Genomic DNA, 14,180 nt, shown 5'->3' on the forward strand with positions numbered 1-14,180 from the left:
TATCAGATGGAGAAATAAAAAGCTTTGCCAAAGAAATAGAAAACCTATTAAGCAAAATGGACAACAGAATATTCATGGGATTAGATGAAAAATACATAAAAGCAATAATGTATAGTTATCTAATACTAACGCCATATGCAATGGTAAAAATGGAATATCCAGTAGAAAATGGGTATATAGACATAGCAATGTTCAAAAGGTATGAAGAAGTGCCATATGAAGCAATAATAGAAGTAAAATACATAAAACAAAAAGAATACACAGAAGAAAAATTAAAAAGAAAAATAAAACAGGCAAAAGAACAAATAGAAAAATACAAGAAATCATATGAATTGGATTATAAAAGAGAAGACTTAAAAAAATTCATAGTTATTTTTGTTGGAAAAGAAGCAAAATATGTAGAAGAAATTAAATAGTAATATTCAAAAAGATGTTGAATAATAAAATGTAACTATAATTATAAAACTATTGTAATAAAAGGTTGACAAATATAAAGTAATTTGTTATAATTATAAAAAACAAATATTTTGGGATGGGGATATTATGTTAAATAATAAAAACAGAAAAATTAATATAAAATAAAAAAAGCCTGGCTTGGAGCCGGGCTTTTTTGTTTCTTTGAATTAATATATCAAGTGATATATTAATTTTGTTTTTCATGAAAGTTTTCCGAAACAGCAAAGAATTGCTTAGTATTATTACGGTTCTCCCACGAAAAGAGTGGGTAATTAGGAAAAAGGCAATTTACCTAAAGCCAAAAAAATAGTAATGGATAAATACTTAAAAGATTTAAAACCATAAGCTCTTTTGAAAAAATGGTTTTTTGCTAATTTTGTTTCTAATTCTTAATCCCTTTTTTTTAACATTCTTGTAGTTGTTTTTACATTTTGGAAATCCCCTTTTTATTAACTTTTCTCAACTCTTTTCTTTTCATTTGCCTCACCTCTCTCATCTCTTCATTTAAAATAAAAACAATCAATATAATAATTTAAATTAGTATAATTCTGATTAGTATAAAAAATCCGGCACTCACTAACACATTACAGAGATCAGCACATTTAAATAGCACCGTCTCTTTAAAGCAGGAATGCCGGAATAATGCAGGGTTGTGCCGGTATTTATTTCAAGGAGGGATATTTAAATTTAAAATAAAAATCTTATTGACAATACATCATATTTGATGTATAATTATAATATAAATAAAAAAAGAGGGAAATTATGGAAAATATAGAAATCAAATTTGATACCAAAGTAGAAAAATACTTGAGAAAATTAGAAAATAGTTCAAAAAATGAAGATATAGAACTTCTTGCTGAAATTTTCAGGACACTTGAATTATTAAAAAAATTAGGTACATCTCTAGGATCACCCTATTCTAAAATTATCAAAGGTTATAAATATAAAAACATTTCTTTGAGAGAACTAAGAATAAAATCTCACGTCCAATTAAGAATTTTTTATTTCATAAAAAATAATGTTATATTTATTTTATTCGATTATAATATAAAGAAAACACAAAAATTTGGTTCAACTATATTAGATCCTATTTTCAGAAAAATGAAAAGAATAATAAATGAAATGGAGGAATCAACATGAGTAAAGTAAAATTGTATGATTTTGACGAATATAAAAAACAAGCTTTAAAAAGAAATTCAAAACTAAAAGAAAAGTATGATGATCTTGATTTAAAATATCAAGTTATAGCTGCAGTTATTGAATATCGCAAAAAAAACAATTTAACTCAGCAAGAGTTTGCTCGCAAAATTGGAATTTCTCAACAAGCACTCTCGAGGTTTGAGCGTGGAATAATTAATCCAAGGGTCGATTTTTTAAACAAAATTCTTAGAGCTGCTGGAAAAACGGTTATAATAAAATAAAGAGGAGTATTGTATTTGTCAAGTGAACGGAGGACGTGATTACAATTGAAAAATGGTTCTTTCTAAAATTACTTGAAGATTTTTATTAAACTCTTTAGTATTACACTATTTAAATCAAAAAGATTTATTATTGCTAGATATTTATTATAATTCAAGCGATATATATGTTATATTCGTTTTTTTATCAAGTAAAATCAGAAAAACCCTGAAGTTATAAATAATTACATTAATTTAAATGCACCAGATAGTTTTATATTGGACGGAAAACAAACTTTCAAAGAGTTTTTATCAGAAATAATTCAAGAATTGTATAATGAAGGGCAAATTAAGTTTGCATAAGGAATAATGGGGAGAATTTCTCCCCATTTTATTTTACCAATGTACTATTTAAAAATTCTTCTATGTTTTTTTGGGTAATTCTATATGTTTTTCCAACTCGAGAAGCTCTAATTTTTCCTGTTCTAATGTATCTTCTTACAGTATCAGAATTTACTTTTAATATTTTAGCAACTTCAGCAGGAGTGTAAACTTTTAAAGAATCAGCATCGTTTAAAGATTCAACTTGAATATTTTTAGGAGTATATCCATAAGTTTCTTTGAAATCGAGAATTTCTATTCCTATAACATTTCCATTTTCATCAATGTCAGCATTGAATGTCATATCATCATTTAAAGATATTGTTTTAACTATTTTATTATTTTTCTCCTTTGAAAAATAAATATATGCAGAATCAGTTGATTTTTCATAAGTCATTCTCATGATCATACCTCCTTTGAATTCGATTTTTCTATATAAAGTGAGCCGGGATTAACCCAGCGTCACAGTTATTACAATTTTTTTGTTATTTTCTTCAACATAAACAATACGGATAATTTTAGAATTAAGTGTTTTTATTGAAATCCTTTTATTACCTTTTCCGGGGTGGATGATATCTGGATTCTCAAGTGTTTCAAGTACATCATTCTTAGATATTCCTCTTTCTTCAGCTCTTTGTAGGGCGTGGAGGCTAAATTCAATATCTATAATACCACCTCCAAAGATTTATTAACAATATTATTATACAATATTTTATATATTTTATCAAGTGTTTATATGTGTTTATAATATTTTATATTTGAAAGGAGTGAAAATATTGCAAGAAGTGAAATAAAGCCAAGCGAAATTCAGATTATAAGTGTTATGGATGATGTTGGTGTAAATGGTAAAATAAAAAAGAACAAAAAGAGGAAAATAAAAATGTGCAAAATAGATAAAAAAACAAAGAAACAGTTTTAATTATCCATGTTGGAATGTATATAAATATTGCAAGATATTCGAGATGGATAAAATAATTAGATATTTTATTTATTAATAAAAGATAATGAAAAAGACGATGTTATAAGTGTTAATATTTTAGAGGTTGGAGGTAATTTGAAAAAAGTATTGACTATAGGTGAAATGTTAATTGATTTTATATGTTTGGATAAAAATAAAGATTTATCAAAAGGAGTTCGTTTTGAAAAAAAAGCTGGTGGAGCTCCAGCAAATGTTGCTGCTGTTGTATCTCTTTTAGGTGGTGAAAGTTCGATTTTAGGAAATGTAGGAAATGATTCTTTGGGTATTTTTCTAGTAAATAAGATGAAGGAATATAATGTAGATATTTCTCTAAAGGGGAAAAAGATTGTTTTAAGATTGTTAAGTTTGCTAATGAAGTAGGAGAAATGATTTGTACAAAAAAGGAGCGTTAATAGCTTTAGAGGACATAAGAAAAAGGGTGGGTTAATTCCCTTTTTAAACTACGATATTTTGATTTAGTATCCCATTTTTAAAATTATTAATATTTTCTAATGTGGTTTCAGCAATATTAGTTAAAGCTTCTTGAGTAAAAAAACCTTGATGACCAGTAATTAATACATTTGGAAATGTAGTTAGTCTAAGAAATGTTTCATCATCAATGATTTCTTCTGATAAATCTTCAAAGAAAATATTTTCTTCTTCTTCATAAACATCTAATCCAAGATAACCTATTTTTTTGATTTCAATCCATCTATTACAGCTTTTGTATCTATTAAACCTCCGCGGCTTGTGTTTATTATCATTACACCCTTTTTCATCAAATTAATTGTATTTTTATTTATGATATGGTATGTATCTTTATTTAAAGGACAGTGTAAAGAAATAATATCTGATTTTTTAAATAATGTATTTAAATCAACATATTCTCCAATAAATTTATCATTTAGGAATTTGTCATATCCTAAAATTTTCATGACAAACCCTTTTAAAATATTTGCTGTAATTCTTCCGATTTTTCCAGTGCCAATAATACCAACAATTTTTCCATGCAAATCGAACCCTAATAAACCATCGAGTGAAAAATTATTTTCTCTTATTCTTAAATAAGATTTATGAATTTTTCTATTTAATGAAAGAATTAAAGCTATTGTATGTTTTGCAACAGCATATGGTGAATATTTTGGAACATGTACGACTTTTATGTTATATTTTTTTGCAGCTGAAATATCGACATGGTTAAATCCTGCAGATCTTAAAGCAATTAATTTAATTCCATTTTCTTTAAATATTTTAATTCCATTTTCATTTAGATTGTCGTTTACAAAAGCACAAACAACATCATAATCTTTTGCTAAAATAGCAGTTTTTTCATTTAATTTTGATTCAAAATACTTAATGTCAAAATTATACTTTTTATTTGCATGATTAAAAAATTCTATATCATATTTTTTTGTACTAAAAAAAGCAATTTTCATATATATCCTCACCCTTTTGAATTAAATAATAATAGAATAATATGTTTTTAATCAGCCATATTATAGCAAATATACTTTTCATATGATTTATAATCATATTACGACTTTTTTTGTCGAAATTAAAAAGATTTATTTTTATGTGGTAAAATAATTATAATAAGAAAAGAATAAAATTAAGTGAAAATTTTTATTAGGGGGGATATTATGTATCATAAAATTAAGCATGAAATATTAAGAATAAAAAAAATGATAGACGATATTTATCCATATCAATATATAGATATTATTCCTATTAATAATTGGGAATTTTTTCAAAGTGGAAAAAGTTTTGAGGTAAGTGTTGGTTTTGAATGGGAATATAAACCTTTTCCAGTTGTTTTTAGAAAAAAGTTAAAAGTACCACATGATTATTATGGTGAATTCTGGTTTGGTGGTGAAACATTAATAAAGATAGATGGAAATCCTTATGGTGAAATAAATGAATATCATAAAGAAATAGATTTATCTTTTATAGCAGATGGTAAAGAACATTTATTTGAAGCTGAGACAGTTCCTTATAATCTTTTTGGAATCCCATCTAAAAAAACTATATTTAAAAGAGCAAATTTAATAAAAATAAATCGTGGTATGAGAAAATTAATACGATATTTTATAGGAATATCCCAATTAATAGAGATTTCTAAGAATGATTCATTAAATGATGAATTATCCAGTTTGGTTAATTTAACCTTTCATAAAATAGATATTCCTCATAAAACTTCTGAATATCTTTCAGCAATAAATAACTCACCAAATTTATATAATCAACTTTCATCTGTCTGGTCAAGACCAAAATTTGAAAAATTCAATGGTATGAATATTGATGTATCTGAGGCATTGAATTTTTTAGAGATAAATTTAAAAAAATTACATAAAAAATATCCGAAAATAGGAAATGTATATGTTGTTGGCCATGCGCATATTGATTATGCGTGGCTCTGGCCTATTGAAGAAACTAAAAGAAAGATAAAGAGGACATTTTCAAATGCAACTTTACTTGCTAAAAAGTATCCATATTTTACATTTATACAATCCAGCCCTCAAATGTATGAGGATATAAAAAATGATATTAATCTGTTTGATCAGATAAAAAAACTTTCAGATAAAGGTATGTGGGATCTAAATGGCGGTATGTGGGTAGAATCTGATACAAAAATACCTTCTATTGAATCGCTAATTAGACAATTTTATTATGCGCAAAAATTTTTTAAAGAAAAGTTTGGAAAATACTCTAATGTATGCTGGTTACCAGATGTTTTTGGATTTTCATGGATATTGCCTCAAATTGCAAAACAGGCAGGAGTAAAGTATTTTTTCACTACTAAATTAACCTGGAATGAAAAAAATGAGTTTCCATATGATATATGTTATTGGCGTGGAATTGACGGAAGTGAAATTTTATATCATAGTTTTAATAATCCAAAGGAAGGTTATAATGGACATTTGGATGCAGAATGTGTATTAAAGACATTTAATAATTTTAGAAATAGAGATATATTTGATGGGACATTATTAACATATGGTTATGGTGATGGGGGTGGTGGACCATCTGAAACACATATGATTGATTTTGAAGTAACTAATAATTTACCATATGTTCCGAATTTAATTTCCACAACAGGGAGTAAATTTTTTGAAACTTTAAACGATAATATTAAAAATAAAGAAATACCTATTTGGGATAATGAATTATATTTTGAATTCCACAGAGCGACCCATTTTTCTCAGTTAAAAACAAAGAAATTGCATAAATTGTTAGAGGATGAATTATTTTTTACAGAATATATATTGGCTTTGGAAAATAAATCATCAAAAATATTGGAGAAATCATGGAAGGTTTTATTAACAAGAGAGTTTCATGATGTTATTCCTGGTTCTTCAATTAAAGAAGTATATGAAGAATCGGAGTCCTCATTACAAAAGGAAGTAGAGAATTGTAAGGATATAATAAGTGAAGAATTAGAAATTAGTAATGAAGCTGTATTAGTAAATTATAGTAATTATAGTAGTGATAATTATTTTATTACGGATAAATCGTTTAAATTACCTTCTCAAAAAACATATGATGGTAAATATCTTTATATTATATCGCCTTTAAATAAATTTTCAAATAAAAAATTAGAGAAAGGAAAACCATATATACAAAAGAAAAAAAGTGATAAAACATATAATCTTGAAAATAATAATTATTTTATAGAAATTTTGAAAGATGGTATAAAAGTTTATGATAAAAAAAAGAAAAGGTCTTTGTTTAAAGATAAAGGGAATATTTTAATGATTTATGATGATGTTCCTTTAGCTTGGGGAGCTTGGGATATAGATTATAATTATAAGTATTTTGGTGAAAAATTAGAAATTAAGGATATAAAAATTGTTGAGGATGGAATTTTTAGAAAGGTTATAAGAACGTATTATGAATATGATGGAACTGATATAATGCAATATATTTCATTGGTTAAAGATTCAAAGCGTATTGATATAAAAACAGTGGTTAATTGGAATTTAAGAAAAAAATTATTGAAAGTTTTATTTCCTGTAGATGTATTATCCCGGTATGCCAGATTTGATATATCTGGAGGATATATAACAAGGCCAGTTCATAAGAATACTTCGTATGAAAAAGCAATGTTTGAAGTATATATGCATAGGTGGATGGAAATATCTGAGCCGGATTTTGGTGTAGCTATTTTAAATGATGGAATATATAGTGCGTCAATTGATTATAATGTTTTAGGATTATCATTAATACACGGTCCAGTTTATCCTGATCTAAAAGCAGATGAGGGAAAACATGAATTTTTATATTCAATTATGAGTCATTCAAATAATCTTGAAGAGATATATGTTGAATCCGAAAGATTAAATAAGCCTCTTCGAATTTTAAATAAAAAAATAAAAATTGTAGATAAGTTTATTGATTTTTCACCATTGAAGGTTGTTTCTGTTTTTAAAGCAAAAAATAGATTAATAATAAGATTAGTGGAAGTTGAAGGAAAAAGAGGGTTATGTGATTTTAATGTAAAATTCGATTATAAAAAGGCATATTTATCGGATATATTATTGGATAATTTGAAAGAAATAAAATCTTCAAAATTTCATTATAAACCATTTAAAATATATACATTAATTTTTGAGGAGGAATAAAGATGAATATGTTGAAAAGTATTGTTATAGATGGCCATTTTGATTTGTTAATTGATGTGTATGAAAAGAGAAAGAAAGGTAGAAAAGGTGTAATACTAACAGATCATTATGAAAAATTTAAAAAGGGTGGATTTAATATTATAGTTTCTTCGTTATTTATTCCTGATATATATATTCCAGAAATGGCTTTGAGAAATGCACTTGACCAAATTAGTTCTTTATATTTAGAGATAGAAGAATCAAATGGAAAAATAATGTTATGCAAAAATTTGAAAGATATAAAATATGCTGTAGATAATAATATTTTAGGAATAATGCTATCTTTTGAAGGTTTAGAACCAATTGGAAATGATATATATCTTTTAAGAGTATTTTATGAGTTAGGAGTAAGATTTGCAGGGTTAGTCTGGAGTAGAAGAAATTATGTAGCTGATGGTTGTTTTTTTAATGAGAAGTTGGAAGGAGAAAAAGGCGGATTAACAGATTTTGGAGTTAAAGTTTTAAAAGAATTGGAAAAATTAGGAATAATTGTTGATGTTAGTCATTTAAATGATGAAGGTTTTTGGGATGTTATTGAATTTTCTACAAAACCAATTATAGCTTCTCATTCTAATGTTAGAAATATATATCCATCTATGAGAAATTTAACAGATGATCAGATAAAGGCAATTGCAAAAACAAAAGGTGTTATTGGTATAAATGGAAGTGGTTCTTTTGTTTCTGATAAAGATGAAGAGAACAATGCAGAGGGTTTAGTTAAACATGTTGACTATATATCTAATTTGGTTGGTGTTGAATATGTAGGCATTGGATTTGATTTTTGTGATATGTTTAGAAATTTTCACAAAGATTCCTTAAATGGTCATCATGAGTTAAGTTTATTTATAGAAGTTTTAGAAAAACATGGATATAATGATAATGAAATAAAATTGATTTTAGGAAAAAATTTTTTAAGAGTTTATAAAAGTGTTTTTGATGATTAAATAAAAAAGAGATAAGGCTCAAAGCCTTATCCTTTTTAAAACGTTTTAATGTTAAATTTAATTGGTGTTGGATTTGATAGATTATCTGAAACTGGACATCTTTTTTCAACTTTTTTCAGCCATTCTTTTAATGTTTCTTCATTAGCATCAGTTTCAAGGATAAAGGAAACGTTAATTTTAGTATAACCTGTTCGATCTTCAGAAGGTTTTCCTAAAAATTTTGCAGGGTTTAAGTCTCCGTCGATATTAATTTCCATTTTTCTTAATTTAAATCCCATCTCTTTTGCTACTAAATGGCCAACGACGTTTAAACAACCAGCAAATGCTGCTAAAAGATATTCTACAGGATTTGCACCTTCATCTTTTCCACCAAGACTTTCTGGTTCATCTATAATCATTTCAAAACTTCTTGCTTTAACTATTGTTTTGGTTGGATTTTCACTTTCTGATTTGATTTTAAAATTTAAAAATGCCATAATCTCACCTCCAGGTTAAATAGGATACTTTTTATCTAATTTAATTATACAATATATAGTTTACAATTGTACGTGAAAATTATAACAATTATAAAGTAGACATGTGTAATAATTATTTAATAATGTTCAATTTTTAGTGTTATAATATATTGTATATATATGTAATAAGAGGAGATGAAAAAATGAAAGTATTAGTTACAGGTTTTGATCCATTTGGAGGAGAAAAGATAAATCCATCCTTTAAAGCTGTAAAAAGATTACCAGATAAAATAATGGATACAGAAATAGTAAAAATGGAAATTCCAACGGTTTTTTATAAATCTATAGAAATATTGAGAAGTAAAATGTGCGAAATACAGCCAGATATTGTTATTTGTGTCGGTCAAGCTAGAGGGAGAGCGCATATATCAATAGAAAGAGTTGCAATAAATATTGATGATGCCAGAATAGAAGATAATGAAGGAAATAAACCCGAAGATAAACCAATTTTTTTTGATGGAGAGAATGCATATTTTTCTAATTTGCCAATAAAAGAAATTGTAAAAGGAGTTAAAAGTATAGGTATTCCTGCAGAAATTTCCAATACAGCAGGAACATTTGTTTGTAATCATCTGCTGTATGGACTAATGTATTATATTCATAAGGATTTTAAGAGAACTTTAGGGGGATTTATACATGTGCCGTATTTGCCTGAACAAGTAATTGATAAGAAAAATATGCCAAGTATGTCTTTGGAAAATATTGTAAAAGCGTTGGAGAAAATTATTGAAATCTCAATAAGACACTATAAATAATGATAAAGAGGATATAAATTTAATGATTATAATAATTGTGTATAGTAAAGTTGGAGGTGCAGATAATGGTTAATATTGTTTGGAATGACAGACTTTTAGAATATGATTTTGGAATAAGTCATCCATTAAGAAGCATAAGATGTAAGAATGGTGTAGAAAAACTTTTAAAATCTAAATTTGAATTTAAAATTGTTGAACCAAGATATGCCTTAGAAGAAGAAATTGCATTATTTCATACAAAAGAATATATAAATAGTATAAAAAATAATAGGGGTGGAAGTGTTGAAACCCCGATAAAAGATAAGTATTTTCCGGCATTATTATCTGTTGGTGCAACATTAACAGCAATAGAATCTATTTCAGAAAATAATAAAATTTCTGTTAATTTGTGTGGAGGTTGGCATCATGCTTTTGAAAATGAAGCAAGAGGTTTTTGTATTTTTAATGATGTAGTTATTGGAGCAAAGCATGCACAAAATTTGGGATACAAAAAGATTATGATTATAGATTGGGATGTTCATCATGGTGATGGGACTCAACGAGCTTTTTTAAAGGATAATACGGTATATACTATTTCCATTCATCAACATCCAGAAACCCAATATCCATATATAAGTGGTTATGAAAGAGAAAATACTACAACTAATTTAAATATTCCAATATTTCCAGGAATGACAGAGCAAGATATTATGACTAAAGTTTTATCTCAAATACCAAATGAAATCCGTTTTTTTAAACCAGATATGCTGTTAATACAAATGGGAGTTGATGGTTATAAGTATGATCCAATGTCTTCGATAGATTTGAGTGAGAGATTCTATAAATCTATTTCTACAATATTATCAAGATGCGCAAAGAAAAACAACTTTCCTGTGATATTGTTAGGAGGTGGTGGATTTTACTTTCCAAAAACAGCAGAGTTGTGGAAATTAATTGTGGAAATTTTTGAGAAAAATATAAAATAATATGTTAATAATAGATTTATTGTATAATAGGGTTTTCAAAAATAAGAGAAAAACGAAGTATGTATTTGTCAAGTAAATAGTGGTTCGTTTTAGAATTATTTGAATATTTTAGATTTTTAAACTTTGTTTTGGAATATAAGTGTCAAACTCAGGTGATGTTTTTAATCATCTATATTGGAATGTAAGTGCAAAAATATATAATGTATAATTATATTTTTGATTTTAATCATTAGTTTTTGACGAAAAAGTTCTGGAAGATTATGGTATAATTGATAAAAAAGTTAAAAAAAGGACGATAATATGAGTGATAGGATTCTATTTGACGAAATGACAGATAAGCAACGAAACGAATTTTTATTAGAAAAAATTAAAAAAAAGAAAAATCTAACTCAAGAAGAAGGAGATGCTTTAGAAAAATATTTGGATAAAGTAGATTGGGATAAAAGTTTTAAAAAGGTTGTAGATATTGAAAATCCAGAATATAAAATAGGTGAGAAAGTTGATTTACTCACTTATCATTATGTGAAACGTAGATATAAAGATAAATATAATTTTAAAAGTAAAGCAAGCTATAATGAAATGGTTAAAGATACGTTGAAATTTGGAAATATATATGGTATAATTAATGCAGAGCAATTCAAAGAAAGTCGTGTTGCAGTACTTAATATAGTAAAAGTGTATTCTGAGAAGGAAATATCTAAATACATAGAAAATATGCCAAATTCAAAGAATTTTATTGTAATCGTAAATGTTTTGTTTGGGAATATAAAATCAGCATTTCCTAGAGAGGATAAATCTTTAAAAAAGAAATTAAAAAAGTGGGTGTTATTATGGAAAAGAAAATAGATGCTTTGATATACGCTTATAGGTATAATTCGGCAATAACTGATTATGAAGATGATCCATATTATGCTGAAGATGCAGCCCATTTTCGTAAAATGGCAATAAAAAAACTAAAAAAAATAGATGATCCTCATATAAGAAAGGAAGTTAAAAAAATAATCAAAGAAACAGATCATATTTTAAGAAAAGAGCAGAAAAATATAATTCGGATATTATCAGGTCTTTCTGATATGGACAAAAAAGAACTAAAATATTTAGAGAGAATATAACAAAAACCGCTCAAATGAGCGGTTTTTTTATTAATAGATAAAACTGATAGGAGCCTTAGAGGCTCCTTTTTTTATTACAAAAATATTTTTGGATGTATTTGTCAAGTGAACGGTGGACGTGATTACAATTGAAAGATGTACCAAAAAAATAAAATGTTTAATACATCAATGTTTTGAATAGTATTAAATTTTGGTTAAGGAAGATAGTAAAAATATGTTTGAAAAATAAAAACTGCCCTCGATCTATGAGGGCAGATTGTTCAGTAAGTGTTTTTACTTATATCGACTGGTAGCCCCACGGGAAGCCGAACCTTTCCATACAAGTATGGATTATACATGTCATAATATATCTTTATCTATAATCTTGATATATCCGTCACTTGCAACTTCTATCTTTTCTATTAAAAGATCATATAATTCTTTTAGTGTATCTTCGTCATCACTAAGAATCATCTCAGTTAAATTATTCCATCTATGTTCTAATTCTTCTTCAGTAATTTCAAAATATACATTTTGCATTAATTTTTCAAGTTGTAAATTAAGTTCTTTGATTTCTCTTTCTATTTGTTTAGCTTCTTGAGTTAATGTTTCAATCATTACTCCTTTTTTTATTGCGTTTATTATATTTTTTCTTTGTTCATATTTTTCTTCTAATGTATTTTTTATATATTCAATCTTTCTATTTTTTGATTGTTTTTTTGTTTTGTATAGATAATTAAATGTATTAGCTATCTGTTTGAAATTAGGTCTATTATCGATTAATAAATGTTTTAAATATAGAAACACATGCTTTTCAATTTTGTTTTTTGATATTCCAACATAGTGATCACCTTTTCTGCTTTTCCAATTAGAACAAACATACATAGTTTTCTTTCCACCATTTCCAACAAGAGGAGCTCCACATTCAGCACAAAAAATTTTACCACGTAATAAATAATTTCTGATCATAGAAATTCTTACAGGAGTTCTAAATTGTTTTTTTGATTTTTCCCACAATTCTTTGTCAATAATAGGTGGAATCACATTTTCTATAATTAAAGGTTTACTATTTTTGGAATGATGATTTCTTTTAGTACCTTTTCCATATTCATATATTCCGATATATTTTTTGTTTTTTAATAAGTCATAAATTGTAGTTTTAGCCCATGGTTTCCCTTTTCTGGTAGAAATATTATTATTGTTTAAAAATTCTGCAATTGCAGATAAACCCTTTCCATCTGCATGCAATTCAAAAATTTTTCTTATTACTTTTGCTTCTTCTTCAATTATTTCTAATTTCTTTCTTATTCTTCCTTCGTTATCTTTTACTTCTACAGTTTTATAACCATACGGTGGAATTCCTCCCATCCAATATCCGCGTTTTGCAGTATCTCTCATTCTTCTTTTTGTTCTGTCAGCGATTATTTCTCTTTCTAATTTTCCAAATCCAAGCATAATCCATCTTTGAAACCTTCCAGATGGAGTTGTAACATCAGCAGGTTCTAAAACAGACATAACGAATATTCCAGCGTCTTCCAATTGTTTTATTAATAAAGTAGCTTCAATGTCTTCCCTTGCGAATCTATCTATTTTTTCAACAAGTATGAGATCATATTTTCCAGCAAAAGCATTTTCGATCATAATATCAAAATTAGGTCTTGACATTTTACCTCCAGACTCTTTATCCCAAAATTCTTCAATTATTTTTATATCATTAAATTTTGCAAAATTTCTTATAGTATCTAATTGCCCATCGATACTTGTTTTTGATTGTTCGGTAGTCGAAACTCTTGCATAAGCAGTAGCTTTTTTCATGATTCTTCGCTTCCCTCCTTAGAAACCTTCTGCAATGAAAGCAAAAACTTATAATAATTATAAAGTTCTTCTTGTGTAAGTTTTCGTTCATCCCAGAAAATAAATCCAAAATCTTTTAATAAGTCTAAGTCTTCTTCAGTTACAAGTAATTTAATTACTATCATTTGCATCACCTCAGGAATATTTTAATATATTTTCATTAAAGGGATGCATTAGATTATGGTTTGATTGTATAATTATTTATA

General features: G+C 26.5%; 15 protein-coding genes and 1 pseudogene. 10 read left to right on the forward strand and 6 right to left on the reverse strand.

Annotated features, from left to right (window positions below; translation table 11 throughout):
- From X275_RS00950 to X275_RS00960, 3 genes are all read left to right on the forward strand, one after another.
- Positions 1-416, forward strand: a 416-nt coding sequence (locus X275_RS00950; protein ID WP_047267119.1) for a PD-(D/E)XK nuclease domain-containing protein, incomplete at its 5' end; no start/stop codon positions are given.
- Between the two features lie 802 nt (positions 417-1,218).
- Positions 1,219-1,596 carry a type II toxin-antitoxin system RelE/ParE family toxin gene (locus X275_RS00955; RefSeq protein ID WP_052913476.1) on the forward strand — a complete coding sequence of 126 codons (378 nt, stop codon included), beginning with the start codon at positions 1,219-1,221 and terminating at the stop codon, positions 1,594-1,596.
- Positions 1,593-1,877: a helix-turn-helix domain-containing protein gene (locus X275_RS00960; protein ID WP_047267120.1), complete on the forward strand. Its 285-nt coding sequence runs from the start codon at positions 1,593-1,595 to the stop codon at positions 1,875-1,877. The genes X275_RS00955 and X275_RS00960 overlap by 4 nt, the downstream gene beginning before the upstream one ends.
- Before the next feature lie 367 nt (positions 1,878-2,244).
- Here the strand turns inward: X275_RS00960 and X275_RS00965 are convergent, their stop codons facing one another.
- Together X275_RS00965 and X275_RS11880 are read right to left on the reverse strand one after the other, a co-directional pair.
- The gene (locus tag X275_RS00965) at positions 2,245-2,637 is read right to left on the reverse strand and encodes a helix-turn-helix domain-containing protein (protein WP_197072570.1); all 393 of its coding nucleotides are present in this window, start codon (positions 2,635-2,637) and stop codon (positions 2,245-2,247) included.
- Between the two features lie 48 nt (positions 2,638-2,685).
- A complete protein-coding gene (locus X275_RS11880; RefSeq protein ID WP_084825070.1) occupies positions 2,686-2,919 on the reverse strand; it encodes a DUF4258 domain-containing protein in 234 nt (77 codons plus the stop codon).
- 369 nt (positions 2,920-3,288) lie between these two features.
- Here X275_RS11880 and X275_RS00970 point away from each other — a divergent pair, with 369 nt between their 5' ends.
- Positions 3,289-3,573, forward strand: a complete 285-nt coding sequence (locus tag X275_RS00970; RefSeq protein ID WP_047267186.1) for a PfkB family carbohydrate kinase — start codon at positions 3,289-3,291, stop codon at positions 3,571-3,573.
- A gap of 75 nt (positions 3,574-3,648) precedes the next feature.
- Here the strand turns inward: X275_RS00970 and X275_RS00975 are convergent.
- Positions 3,649-4,628: pseudogene (locus X275_RS00975) on the reverse strand (2-hydroxyacid dehydrogenase).
- A gap of 204 nt (positions 4,629-4,832) precedes the next feature.
- Here X275_RS00975 and X275_RS00980 point away from each other — a divergent pair.
- Entirely contained in the window at positions 4,833-7,811 is a 2,979-nt protein-coding gene (locus X275_RS00980; protein ID WP_047267121.1) for an alpha-mannosidase, read from the forward strand.
- A 2-nt stretch (positions 7,812-7,813) separates the two neighbouring features.
- Positions 7,814-8,794 carry a dipeptidase gene (locus tag X275_RS00985; RefSeq protein WP_047267122.1) on the forward strand — a complete coding sequence of 327 codons (981 nt, stop codon included), beginning with the start codon at positions 7,814-7,816 and terminating at the stop codon, positions 8,792-8,794.
- A gap of 35 nt (positions 8,795-8,829) precedes the next feature.
- Here the strand turns inward: X275_RS00985 and X275_RS00990 are convergent, their stop codons facing one another.
- A complete protein-coding gene (locus X275_RS00990; protein WP_047267123.1) occupies positions 8,830-9,270 on the reverse strand; it encodes an OsmC family protein in 441 nt (146 codons plus the stop codon).
- 182 nt (positions 9,271-9,452) lie between these two features.
- Here X275_RS00990 and pcp point away from each other — a divergent pair, with 182 nt between their 5' ends.
- The 4 genes from pcp to X275_RS01010 all read left to right on the forward strand — a co-directional run bounded on the left by pcp (position 9,453) and on the right by X275_RS01010 (position 12,141).
- A complete protein-coding gene (gene pcp / locus X275_RS00995) occupies positions 9,453-10,064 on the forward strand; it encodes a pyroglutamyl-peptidase I (protein ID WP_047267124.1) in 612 nt (203 codons plus the stop codon).
- A gap of 65 nt (positions 10,065-10,129) precedes the next feature.
- The gene (locus X275_RS01000; protein ID WP_047267125.1) at positions 10,130-11,029 is read left to right on the forward strand and encodes a histone deacetylase family protein; all 900 of its coding nucleotides are present in this window, start codon (positions 10,130-10,132) and stop codon (positions 11,027-11,029) included.
- A 300-nt stretch (positions 11,030-11,329) separates the two neighbouring features.
- On the forward strand, positions 11,330-11,875 hold the full coding sequence (locus tag X275_RS01005; RefSeq protein WP_047267126.1) for a hypothetical protein: 546 nt from the start codon (positions 11,330-11,332) through the stop codon (positions 11,873-11,875).
- Positions 11,860-12,141, forward strand: coding sequence for a hypothetical protein (locus X275_RS01010; protein WP_047267127.1), 282 nt, complete (start codon positions 11,860-11,862; stop codon positions 12,139-12,141). Before X275_RS01005 ends, X275_RS01010 begins: the two co-directional genes overlap by 16 nt.
- A 339-nt stretch (positions 12,142-12,480) precedes the next feature.
- Here the strand turns inward: X275_RS01010 and X275_RS01015 are convergent, their stop codons facing one another.
- The gene (locus X275_RS01015) at positions 12,481-13,935 is read right to left on the reverse strand and encodes a recombinase family protein (RefSeq protein WP_047267128.1); all 1,455 of its coding nucleotides are present in this window, start codon (positions 13,933-13,935) and stop codon (positions 12,481-12,483) included.
- Complete coding sequence (locus X275_RS11460; protein ID WP_156168633.1) at positions 13,932-14,105, reverse strand: hypothetical protein; 174 nt, start codon at positions 14,103-14,105, stop codon at positions 13,932-13,934. Before X275_RS11460 ends, X275_RS01015 begins: the two co-directional genes overlap by 4 nt.
- Between the last annotated feature and the right edge of the window lie 75 nt (positions 14,106-14,180).

Origin of the sequence: Marinitoga sp. 1197 (genome assembly GCF_001021165.1) — a bacterium.
Classification (GTDB): Bacteria; Thermotogota; Thermotogae; order Petrotogales; family Petrotogaceae; genus Marinitoga.

Bases quoted from the DNA above. Each gene is read 5' to 3' on its own strand.
- X275_RS00955 (WP_052913476.1), top strand. From the start codon at position 1,219: ATGGAAAATATAGAAATCAAATTTGATACCAAAGTAGAAAAATACTTG.
- X275_RS00960 (WP_047267120.1), top strand. From the start codon at position 1,593: ATGAGTAAAGTAAAATTGTATGATTTTGACGAATATAAAAAACAAGCT.
- X275_RS00965 (WP_197072570.1), bottom strand. From the start codon at position 2,637: ATGAGAATGACTTATGAAAAATCAACTGATTCTGCATATATTTATTTT.
- X275_RS00980 (WP_047267121.1), top strand. From the start codon at position 4,833: ATGTATCATAAAATTAAGCATGAAATATTAAGAATAAAAAAAATGATA.
- X275_RS00985 (WP_047267122.1), top strand. From the start codon at position 7,814: ATGAATATGTTGAAAAGTATTGTTATAGATGGCCATTTTGATTTGTTA.
- X275_RS00990 (WP_047267123.1), bottom strand. From the start codon at position 9,270: ATGGCATTTTTAAATTTTAAAATCAAATCAGAAAGTGAAAATCCAACC.
- pcp (WP_047267124.1), top strand. From the start codon at position 9,453: ATGAAAGTATTAGTTACAGGTTTTGATCCATTTGGAGGAGAAAAGATA.
- X275_RS01000 (WP_047267125.1), top strand. From the start codon at position 10,130: ATGGTTAATATTGTTTGGAATGACAGACTTTTAGAATATGATTTTGGA.
- X275_RS01005 (WP_047267126.1), top strand. From the start codon at position 11,330: ATGAGTGATAGGATTCTATTTGACGAAATGACAGATAAGCAACGAAAC.
- X275_RS01010 (WP_047267127.1), top strand. From the start codon at position 11,860: ATGGAAAAGAAAATAGATGCTTTGATATACGCTTATAGGTATAATTCG.
- X275_RS01015 (WP_047267128.1), bottom strand. From the start codon at position 13,935: ATGAAAAAAGCTACTGCTTATGCAAGAGTTTCGACTACCGAACAATCA.
- X275_RS11460 (WP_156168633.1), bottom strand. From the start codon at position 14,105: ATGCAAATGATAGTAATTAAATTACTTGTAACTGAAGAAGACTTAGAC.